We start from the raw sequence: 9,660 nt of genomic DNA, 5'->3' as shown, positions 1-9,660 counted from the left end.
GGCTGGTCGGCCAGCCGCTCCCCGAACGCGCTGCGGTGCGCCACGTGGTGCGCCGCCTCCGACAGCGCGGCGCGGATCGTCCCGGCCGAGCCGAGCACGCAGTCCAGGCGCGTCATCGACACCATCTCGATGATCGTGACGACGCCGCGCCCCTCCTCACCGAGCCGCCAGCCGACGGCGTCGTCGTACTCCAGCTCCGCCGACGCGTTGGACCTGTTGCCCAGCTTGTCCTTGAGCCGCTGCAGCCGGATCGCGTTGCGCGACCCGTCGGGCAGCACCCGCGGCAGCACGAAGCACGTCAGGCCGCGCGGCGCCTGCGCGAGCGTCAGGAACAGGTCGTTCATCGGGGCGGAGGTGAACCACTTGTGGCCGGTCAGCCGGTAGGTGCCGTCGTCGGACGGGGTGGCGACCGTGGAGCCCGCCCGCACGTCGGACCCGCCCTGCTTCTCGGTCATCGACATGCCCACGAGCAGCCCGGTCTTGCTGCCCGGGCGTGCCAGCCCCGGCTGGTACATCCGCGCGGTCAGCCCCGGCTCGAACGACGCCGCCAGCGCCGGGTCGTGGCGCAGCGCCGGAACCGACGCGTACGTCATCGAGATCGGGCAGCAGTGCCCCTGCTCCAGCTGGCTGACCAGGTAGAACCCGGCCGCGCGGGCCACGTGCGCGCCCGTGCCCGGTGCGGCCTGCCACGGCGCGGCGTGCAGCCCCCAGCCCACCGACAGCCCCATCAGCGCGTGCCAGGACGGATGGAACTCGACCTCGTCGATCCGCCGGCCGTACCGGTCGTGGGTACGCAGGACGGGGGAGTTTTCGTTGGCCAGCCGGGCGTGCTCGCGGAACTCCTCCGACGCGACCTTCTCGCCGAGCAGCGCCAACGTCGGCAGCGCGCCGCCCGCGCCCTCGCGTTCGACGGCGTCGACGAGGGCGGGGTCGCAGGCCAGCGGGTCGAACCCGGCGAGCGGCGGCGGCTGGTTGGTGACCTCGTGGGTGCCGAGGTCGGTGCCGGGCGCGGCGGGGACCGGCGTCTGCACGGCCGGCGCGGTCGGGCGGGGCCGGGCCACGGCAGGGCCGGAGATCGCCTCGCCGACGTTCTTCGTCCCAGAGGTCCCGGACATCCCAGACGTCTCAGGGGTCCCGGGAGTCTCGGGTGTCCCGGGAGTCTCGGGTGTCCCGGACGTCTCGGTCGTCTCGGTATCCGGCGGGCGCGGCGACGGGACCGCGGTCCGTTCCGCGGCGGGAGAGTCCTCCCGGTGTCGTGCGGTGCCGGACGACCGGGTGCCCTCGGGATCGTCCGCGGCACCGCGTGTGCCCGCGGCCCCCCGCGTCGCCGGTCCGCCCCCGTGCGCCTCTCCGCTGACCACGCCTGCGAGGGTAGCCGCGCCGACCGCCCGACGGGGCCGTCCGAGGACGATCCGCCGTCGCGCCGCGTACGGTTGCCCGCGACCGGTCCGCGATCCCCGAGGAGACCCGATGCCCCGCGTGGCCGCCATCGACTGCGGGACGAACTCCATCCGCCTGCTCGTGGCCGACGTGACCACCGGCTCCGGTGGTGTCGACCTGCGCGACGTCCACCGCGAGATGCGGATCGTGCGCCTGGGCAAGGGCGTCGACGCCGCCGGCCGCCTCGACCCCGAGGCCATCGAACGCACCCGCGCCGCCCTCGTCGACTACACCGCCGTCCTGCGCCGCAAGGGCGCCGAACGTGTCCGCATGGTCGCCACCTCGGCGACCCGCGACGCGTCGAACCGCGAGGACTTCTTCGGCATGGTCCGCGAGGTCCTCGGCGCCGACGCGGAGGTCATCTCCGGCGACGAGGAGGCCACCCTGTCGTTCGTCGGCGCCGTCGGCGACCTCGACCCCGCCGACGGCCCGTTCGTCGTCGTCGACATCGGCGGCGGTTCCACCGAGCTCGTCATCGGCGACCTGTCCGACGACGGCACCGCCACCGTCCGCGCTGCCCGCTCCGTCGACGTCGGCAGCGTCCGGCTCACCGAGCGCTGCCTGCCCGGCGACCCGCCCACGGCCGACGACGTCGCCGCCGCCCGTGAGGTCGCCGCCGGCATCCTCGCCGACGCCTTCGCCGCCGTGCCCCTCGACGGCGCGAAGACCTGGGTCGGCGTCGCCGGCACGATCACGACGCTCTCGGGCATCGCTCAGGACCTGCCGGAGTACGACCCTTCCGCGGTCCACCTCTCCCGGCTCGCCCGCTCCGACCTGCACGCGCTCGCCGAGCGCCTCGTCACCTCGACCCGCCCCGAACGCGAGGCCATGGGTGCGCTGCATCCCGGGCGGGTCGACGTCATCGCCGCCGGCTCGATCATCGTCTCCGTACTCGCCGACGAGCTGGCCGCGCGCACCGGCATCGAGGAGATCGTCGTGTCCGAGCACGACATCCTCGACGGGATCGCCCGCTCGATCGCCTGACGTGCACGCTCTGGAGTTGCTGGACGAGCAGGTCTCCGAGTGTCGTGCCTGCCCCCGGCTCGTGTCCTGGCGGGAGAAGGTCGCCACCGAGAAACGCGCCGCGTTCCGCGACCAGACCTACTGGGGCCGGCCCGTCCCCGGCTTCGGGCCCGCCGACGCGTCGCTGCTGATCGTCGGCCTCGCCCCCGCCGCGCACGGCGCCAACCGCACCGGCCGCATGTTCACCGGCGACCGCTCCGGCGACTTCCTCTACGCCGCCATGCACGCTGTCGGCCTCGCCAACCAGCCCACCGCAGTCTCCGCCGACGACGGCCTGCAGCTCTACGGCACCCGCATCACCGCGCCCGTGCACTGCGCGCCGCCCGCCAACAAGCCCACTCCGTCGGAACGCGACACGTGCGGCAGGTGGCTCGACGCCGAACTCACCCTGCTCGCCCCGAACCTGCGCGCCGTCGTCGTCCTCGGCGGTTTCGGCTGGCAGTCGCTGCTGCCCGTCCTGCACGCCAACGGCTGGACCGTCCCGCGACCACGGCCCAAGTTCGGGCACGGCGCCCAGGTCGACCTCACCGGTTCGTCAGGGACCCTGCGCCTGTTCGGCAGCTACCACGTCAGCCAGCAGAACACGTTCACCGGCACACTGACGGCACCGATGCTCGAGGACGTGCTCAGGGCCGCCGGCCGCGCCGCCGGAATCCTCGACGACTGACCCACCGCTCGTTACACCTACCTTCACCCGAACGGGCGTCTTGACCATCACAGGGGTGTGCCCTAACACGATCGGTCGTTCTGGTTGTGCCCCGGGGCGCCTCGGGTGGGACCATCGAGGCATGGCTCGGACCACCAGGATCGTCATCGTCGGCGGTGGCTACGTCGGCATGTACACCGCACTGCGCCTGCAGAAGAAGCTGCGCCGCGGCGAAGCCGACATCACGGTGATCGACCCGCAGTCCCACATGACCTACCAGCCGTTCCTCCCCGAGGCGGCCGCCGGGAACATCGAACCCCGCCACGTCGTCGTGCCGCTGCGCCGCGTCCTGCGCCAGTGCCACCACGTCAACGGCCGCGTCACCGCGATCAGCCACGAGAAACGCGAGGTCACCGTCGACCTCGTCAGCGGCACCGAGACGACCATCGGATACGACGTCCTCGTCGTCGCCCCCGGCTCCGTCGCCCGGACCCTGCCCGTCCCCGGGCTCGCCGAACGCGGCATCGCCTTCAAGACCGTCGGCGAGGCCATCTACCTGCGCAACCACGTCCTGTCGCGGCTCGACGCGGCCGCCACCACCACCGACCCGCGGATGCGTCGCAAACTGCTGACGTTCCTCGTCGTCGGCGGCGGCTACGCAGGCATCGAGGCCCTCGCCGAACTCGCCGACATGGCCCGCCACGCCAGCAAGTACTACGAGAACGTCAACCGCGAGGACATCCGCTGGGTCCTCGTCGAAGCCTCCGGCCGGATCATGCCCGAGGTCGGCCCCACCCTCGGCCGCTACACCGTCGAACGCCTCCTCGACGCCGACATCGAGGTCAACCTCGACACCCGCGTCGTGTCCATGGTGGACGGACACGTCGAGCTCGACGACGGCCAGTCCTTCGACGCCGACACCATCATCTGGACCGCCGGCGTCAAGCCCAGCCCCATGCTCGAGCACACCGACCTGCCCCGCGACGCCCGCGGTCGCGTCGACTGCACCGCCATGCTCCAGGTCGTCGGCATGCCCGACGTCTTCAGCGCCGGCGACTGCGCCTCGGTGCCCGACCTGTCCAAGGACGACCCCGAGGCCCGCACCAGCCCCTCGGCCCAGCACGCCGTCCGCCAGGCCAAGGTCCTCGCCGACAACCTCGTCGCCCACATCCGCGGCCGCAAGCTCACCGAGTACCGGCACTCCTACGCCGGCTCTGTCGCGAGCCTCGGGCTCTACAAGGGCGTCGCCGAGATCTACGGCATCAAGCTCCGCGGCATCGTGGCCTGGTTCATGCACCGCACCTACCACGTCAGCCGGATGCCGACATGGAACCGGCGGATCCGGATCGTCTTCGACTGGACCGGCGCCCTCGTCCTCGGCCGCGAGGTCGTCGCGCTCGGCCAGATCCACGAGCCCCGCGCGGAGTTCAGCCGCGTCGCCGGCCCGCCCCAGCCTAAGCCGCTCCCGGCCGAGGACGCAGCTGCGACCGAGACCGCGCAGCAGAAGGTCTCCAGCGGGGCCTGAGCACCTCCCGGTGGCGCGGGGTGCCGCCCGTAGGCTGCACCCCGCGCCCCCGTAGCCCAACCGGCAGAGGCAGGCCCCTTAAAAGGGTCACAGTGTGGGTTCGAATCCCACCGGGGGCACCGGGTCCGGAGCAGGAAAATCGCACTCTGAGCAGCAATAACGCTTTCGACTCGCGATCTTGCCGAGTCCGGGTGTGTGCGGCGTTCACCGGCGCTGAGCGGGTGTCCACGCTGAATACGCGCTGAAGGTTCACGCATCGGGCGTCTCGTCGAGCGCAGCCGCGATCCGCCGGCGGGACAGCTCGTCCTGACCGACGATGCACTTCGCGTAGATGTGGTGGAGCACCGCGACGCTGTGTCCGGCCCACTCGGCGACCTGGGTCGACGGAACGCCGGCGTTGAGCCACGTCGACACCGCCGCGTGCCGGAGATCGTAGGGACGGCGCGCGAGCGGAGACGCGTCCTCAGCAGGTGTGAGGGCGTCGGTCCGGGCCTTGCGCCACACCCGGCAGTACGTGCTCTCGGCGAGCTGCCCACCCCGCACACCGCGAAACAGAAGGCCGCTAGCGTCGTTGCCGAACTCTTCGAGGTGAAGATGCAGCAGCTCGGTCAGGGCCGGCGCGCACGGCACGATCCGAGTTTCACCGCGAGCACGATGCTTCAGCTGGCGCTCCTCTCTCCGCTGACCGCTGTCGGTCCAGGAGGCGCCGGCAGCCGGCGTCGACGCTTCGAGCAGCAGCTCACCCCAGCCTGCCTGGGGCAACACCAGGTTCGTCGTCCTCAGCGTCGCGGCCTCAGCGGGGCGCAGCCCGGCGTAGTAGAGCGACCCGAAGAACGCGACCAACGACCTGCCGCTGGGCTTCTGCTCGGCGACCGCGTCGAGAAGCTCGCGGGCCTGCTGCGGGTTGACGACGACGCGGCGATCTACCGACTTCACCGTCTTCGGAGCCCGCCACGCGACAGCAGTCACCGGGTTCCGGGGCAGGAGACCACGCTCGACCGCGTACTCACCGACGTTGACGACGACACCACGTTGACGCTGGACGGTCGCAGGCGCAGCGGGAGTGCCGTCGGTCCGCCGAGAGAGCTGGTCGAGAACGGAGCGCACGACGGACGCCTGGGCGAGATCGCCGACGGAACGCGTGTTGCGATCCAGCCAGGTCACCGTGCGACGGACCTCCGCAGGCATCCGCGACTCGTCGGCGCGCCGGTTGAAGACCCAGGAGGTCAAGGCCGTCCGCATCTCCGCGTCGGTCGGCCGGCCCCGTTCCGAGGACAGCAGCGCGAGAGTCGCGTTGGTCAGCGCCCGAGCGGTGTTCCGACGCGAGTTCGGCGCCAGCCGCGGCCACTTCATCGTCACGTAGTCGCGCGCGAACGGAAGCCACCGCACGGCACGGTCGGCGCGATCTTGCGAGACAGGGCGGCCCGTGTCGACGACGAACGCCTCGCCCTGCCTGGACGCGGTGACGAGCGCCGACCGGAACGCGTCCGCAAGAGCAGCGGTCTTGAACGGCTCTCGCCACGGGCGGCCGGCCACGGTCCAGCGCACGGTGTGCGTCGAGGTCCGAGCGCCGGTGTACAGCTCGGTCTTCCAGATGCGGACGTCGTAGGAGGTCTCCATCAGGCGGCCTCTTCACGATCGTCGAGCCAGCGCTCCAGCTCGACACGGCGGATGCGCAGGTCACCGTTCGGGAGCTTGATGCAGCGCGGCGCCCGGCCCTTCGCGCGCCAGTCGTAGAACGTGGAGCGTGAGATACCGAGGTCGGCGCACAGCTCGGCGACGGTCAGTCGCTCGTTGGCCCTGCTCATGCTGCCTCGCTCTCGGTTGCCGAACAGTCGGGGTCGGTGGCGGCCAGGACGGCAGCGTCGTAGTCGGCGCGCCAGCGTTGGCGTTGATGGATCGCGTGCAGGAGCAAGACGGGTCGGGGTGGGACGTCGGGGTCTCCGGCCTTGGTGGTCTCCCACTCGAACGGCCCGTCATCGACGGCGTAGGCGGGCTGGACGCCGGCCTTGGCGAGGAGTTGCCGAACGAACGCCGACCGTTCTGCCCTGTGGTCGGCGAGGCTCTTGTTCGACCACTTGCGGGAGACGAGGACGCGGCGGCCGGCGATGCCGAGGTGTTCGGGTCGGTGGGCTTTGCCCTTGCACACCCCGGGGACCATCGACGAGCGCGAGCCCTTGGGTTGCACCCCGTAGAGGAGCCAGATCGGGCACTGCGGCGAGCACGGAGTGACCGCGAGTTCGGCTGCGAGACGGCGGGCGTGCGCGCGCTGCCGCGAGGTGGCGGTGTCGTCGAGGCCGGCGGCCTGGCCTACGGACTTGGTGAGGTATTTGGTCAGGTAGCCGATGTGGCGTCCGGCTTCTTCGGTGCCGCCGAGGATGCCCTTCACGTGGACCTGCTCCCCGAACGTCACCGTGTGAGCCGGCGCATCGAGCGCGTCGGGGTCGGTCGCCTCGTCCCAGGTCGGGAGCAGGGCGCGGGTGTCAGGGTCGACCCACGCGGAGGCGAGGGCGTCCCAGCGCGGCACGTGGTCGCCGCTGTAGGTGGGGTGGTCGTGGTTGGGCCACCACACCTGGTGATACGTCGCTGCAGCGATCATGCGGAGTTCGGCGCGGGAGATCGTGCCCCGGATCGCGGCGTGGAAGTGCGGTGCCCCACGGCGTTGTGGTTCGACGGTTCCGAAGTACTGGACGTCCCAGCCGACGCAGCGGCGGGTGTTCTGCCAGAACCGATCGAGCAGCTTCGGGAAGTGGACCGCATCGCGAGCTGCTCGACGGTAGTCGTAGCGGTCCGGGTCGAGGGCGGCGCCGTTCTTGTCGACGCGGCCGTAGGAGTCGAGCGTGAGCGTGAGGAAGGTCGAGGGCCGGTAGCGCCCGCCGTAGACAGTCCCGACGGTGCGGTTCTCCACGGGCCGGCGCGGCAGGTTTGGCGCGTCCTGCCGGCGCCTCGTCGAACGCTTGATCGGGAGCTGGCCCGGGGCGTCGAGCGGAGCGAGCCGGCCTCGGACCCCAAGGGTGCGCAACTCCGCGTCGATATCAGCGACACTGTCAGCGATGTTCTCGCACTCGGTCTCGTCCCCGGCCTCTCTCGCAAGGGCGTGCGCGGCGTGCAGGTCCGCGCGGACGGCCATCAGCTCCTTCTGTGCCTCCGTGGGATCGGCCGGCCTCACGATCGGTTCGTCCTCGAGGTGCCAACCCTGCCGACACTGGACCATTCGCAGCCGCCGCGCCTTCTCCGCACACGGTGGGCACTTGTCTTCCCGAGTTGACCCGCAGGGAACGGGGACGACGTCAACGCGACCCGTGGACAGCTCGATCCGGCGTAGGGCAAGCGGACGGACGCAGACGCCGTGGTCCTCGGCGAGTTGCTGAGCGACGTCGTCGGACAGGGCCAGGAGCGCCTTCTGCGCCCGGGACAGGGCCGACTGGTCGATCGGCCCGTCGGGCAGACCGTTCGTCAAGTACTCGGAGGGGGTCATTCTCCACCGCCTGTGCTGAGGTGAACGCCGGTCGTCACAGCCTCGCTCTGGGCACCCTCATGAACAGACAGGAATTGCTCTAATTCCGCGATCGTCGTGTCTGGAACCCAGCCAGCTCGGACACGAAGCGGTTCACGCAGGCCTTCACCAAACAGGTATCCCACCCCAGGCTCCGCCTCACTGATTCGGTTCGCCCAAGCGCCGCGCTCGTATGCATGATCGCCGAGCACCATGCTCACATGCGACTTTGACGCCACACGAAGACAAATTCGTCGAGGGAAAAGATCCCGGACAGGAACTGTGTCCTTCGTAGGCTCCTGGACATAGCCCCGCACTGTCATCCCGAGAGCGCGGCCCTGCGTTGTGAGTAGAGCCACTCGCTCGGCTAATGCTTCGCGAATTTTCCGATCACCAACGTATCGAAGCAATGCCCCGATTTCGTCGAACTCCAGCAACTCAAGCGGGGTGTCGCGCGTGATCTTCACCGAGCGGAGCTGTCCAGCCGTTGCCTTCTTCCTGGCTTCCATCTCCGCGACGAGATCGTCGAGAAGTGCTAAGGCTTCGCGGCTGTTGGCGGCGTAGCGGTGGAAGACTCTCCGTCCGTACGCCAGCTCCATTCCCTTGGGGTCGATCCCAGAGACTCGCACTAAACCGTCGCGAATCGCCGGGGCGAGCGCCACAATTGGCGCCCACATCACCGAGTTCTTACCCGCCCCGGTCGACCCTGCGGTTAGCGTGTGCCCGCCGAGAAGTGGTTGAAACCAGTCCGTACCGTACTCAGTCCTGCCTGACCAGACTCGATTCAGATCGACTTCATTACCGTGGACCGATGCTAGGTGTGCCAGCGAGGGGGCACTGACAACCTCTCCTAAGAGGTTGAAGCGCTGAAAGTCAATTGATACGATATTTGGGCTTAGCTCTCGTACCTGACAGCGTGACACTCCCCGAGCGACTGCGAGTTGGCGTGCTGCTTGATCCACGTCTTCCGGCGTCTGGCCTGGAACCAGTCTCACGCGTACTTCGTCCCAGGAGTGGCTCATTCGGAGGCCTATAATGCCGGGCACCAGCGCTGGACTACGCCGATCGAGTGGCGGAACGGCTAGGCCGCAAGCGGCGAGCCATGACGGGAGATTTCGGCCATAAACAAACCACCGCCACCACCATTCTCGCACCGATCTACCCACCCAGCGTTCCCACGTTGCTCCGGAGATCATCCGCCATGTCAGCAGTGCTGCGCCACATCCGGCGACGACAACGAGTAGAGAATGTAATCCCAGAGCAGACAGCCATAAAAGTGTTAAGGAGGCTGCAGTACTCGTACGCCAGTGCTTGACCACGAGACGGAGCCCTCGCCCAAGCGCACGGAGGGCCAGCCACACTCCAACGAAGATGGCTGAAACCATCGCTACCAATTCGATGAGGGTCAGTACGGCGCGACCGAAGGCCGCCATGATCCTAATGCCAAGGATTAAAATACAAATGACAACAAGAAGGGTGCCAGGATTCATCTAGGCACCTGCCTCGGTCGACCCCTCGGCAGCGGCATTC

The 9,660-nt window shown here is 69.6% G+C and carries 8 protein-coding genes and 1 tRNA gene; 4 read left to right on the top strand and 5 right to left on the bottom strand.

Annotated features, from left to right (window positions below; all coding sequences use genetic code 11):
* Positions 1 to 1,115: acyl-CoA dehydrogenase family protein (locus PSU4_RS25135; RefSeq protein WP_222596390.1), on the bottom strand; the 1,115-nt coding region annotated here is incomplete at its 3' end.
* 355 nt (positions 1,116 to 1,470) lie between these two features.
* Here PSU4_RS25135 and PSU4_RS25130 point away from each other — a divergent pair.
* The 4 genes from PSU4_RS25130 to PSU4_RS25115 all read left to right on the top strand — a co-directional run bounded on the left by PSU4_RS25130 (position 1,471) and on the right by PSU4_RS25115 (position 4,753).
* Positions 1,471 to 2,424: a Ppx/GppA phosphatase family protein gene (locus tag PSU4_RS25130; protein WP_147113405.1), complete on the top strand. Its 954-nt coding sequence runs from the start codon at positions 1,471 to 1,473 to the stop codon at positions 2,422 to 2,424.
* Between the two features lie 10 nt (positions 2,425 to 2,434).
* The gene (locus PSU4_RS25125; RefSeq protein ID WP_246115325.1) at positions 2,435 to 3,130 is read left to right on the top strand and encodes a uracil-DNA glycosylase; all 696 of its coding nucleotides are present in this window, start codon (positions 2,435 to 2,437) and stop codon (positions 3,128 to 3,130) included.
* A gap of 121 nt (positions 3,131 to 3,251) precedes the next feature.
* Positions 3,252 to 4,634 carry an NAD(P)/FAD-dependent oxidoreductase gene (locus tag PSU4_RS25120; protein ID WP_147113399.1) on the top strand — a complete coding sequence of 461 codons (1,383 nt, stop codon included), beginning with the start codon at positions 3,252 to 3,254 and terminating at the stop codon, positions 4,632 to 4,634.
* 45 nt (positions 4,635 to 4,679) lie between these two features.
* Positions 4,680 to 4,753 (top strand) — tRNA-Leu (locus PSU4_RS25115).
* A gap of 130 nt (positions 4,754 to 4,883) precedes the next feature.
* On the opposite strand, the gene PSU4_RS25110 is transcribed toward PSU4_RS25115, so the two are convergent.
* The 4 genes from PSU4_RS25110 to PSU4_RS25095 are packed head-to-tail and all read right to left on the bottom strand — an operon-like array spanning position 4,884 to position 9,326.
* Entirely contained in the window at positions 4,884 to 6,254 is a 1,371-nt protein-coding gene (locus tag PSU4_RS25110; RefSeq protein ID WP_147113395.1) for a tyrosine-type recombinase/integrase, read from the bottom strand.
* Positions 6,254 to 6,442: a helix-turn-helix transcriptional regulator gene (locus PSU4_RS25105; RefSeq protein ID WP_147113392.1), complete on the bottom strand. Its 189-nt coding sequence runs from the start codon at positions 6,440 to 6,442 to the stop codon at positions 6,254 to 6,256. Before PSU4_RS25105 ends, PSU4_RS25110 begins: the two co-directional genes overlap by 1 nt.
* Positions 6,439 to 8,112, bottom strand: coding sequence for a replication initiator (locus PSU4_RS25100; RefSeq protein ID WP_147113389.1), 1,674 nt, complete (start codon positions 8,110 to 8,112; stop codon positions 6,439 to 6,441). Before PSU4_RS25100 ends, PSU4_RS25105 begins: the two co-directional genes overlap by 4 nt.
* The gene (locus tag PSU4_RS25095; protein WP_507763236.1) at positions 8,109 to 9,326 is read right to left on the bottom strand and encodes an FtsK/SpoIIIE domain-containing protein; all 1,218 of its coding nucleotides are present in this window, start codon (positions 9,324 to 9,326) and stop codon (positions 8,109 to 8,111) included. The genes PSU4_RS25100 and PSU4_RS25095 overlap by 4 nt, the downstream gene beginning before the upstream one ends.
* Between the last annotated feature and the right edge of the window lie 334 nt (positions 9,327 to 9,660).

Source organism: Pseudonocardia sulfidoxydans NBRC 16205 (assembly GCF_007989085.1).
GTDB classification, from domain to species: domain Bacteria; phylum Actinomycetota; class Actinomycetes; order Mycobacteriales; family Pseudonocardiaceae; genus Pseudonocardia; species Pseudonocardia sulfidoxydans.
The sequence above is the reverse complement of the archived record's forward strand: the minus strand, read 5'-3'. Positions and strand labels throughout refer to the sequence as shown.

What these genes read in the sequence shown, in the direction of transcription:
- PSU4_RS25130 (WP_147113405.1), top strand. Translation starts at nt 1,471, where the DNA reads ATGCCCCGCGTGGCCGCCATCGACTGCGGGACGAACTCCATCCGCCTG.
- PSU4_RS25120 (WP_147113399.1), top strand. Translation starts at nt 3,252, where the DNA reads ATGGCTCGGACCACCAGGATCGTCATCGTCGGCGGTGGCTACGTCGGC.
- PSU4_RS25110 (WP_147113395.1), bottom strand. Translation starts at nt 6,254, where the DNA reads ATGGAGACCTCCTACGACGTCCGCATCTGGAAGACCGAGCTGTACACC.
- PSU4_RS25105 (WP_147113392.1), bottom strand. Translation starts at nt 6,442, where the DNA reads ATGAGCAGGGCCAACGAGCGACTGACCGTCGCCGAGCTGTGCGCCGAC.
- PSU4_RS25100 (WP_147113389.1), bottom strand. Translation starts at nt 8,112, where the DNA reads ATGACCCCCTCCGAGTACTTGACGAACGGTCTGCCCGACGGGCCGATC.
- PSU4_RS25095 (WP_507763236.1), bottom strand. Translation starts at nt 9,326, where the DNA reads ATGATCTCCGGAGCAACGTGGGAACGCTGGGTGGGTAGATCGGTGCGA.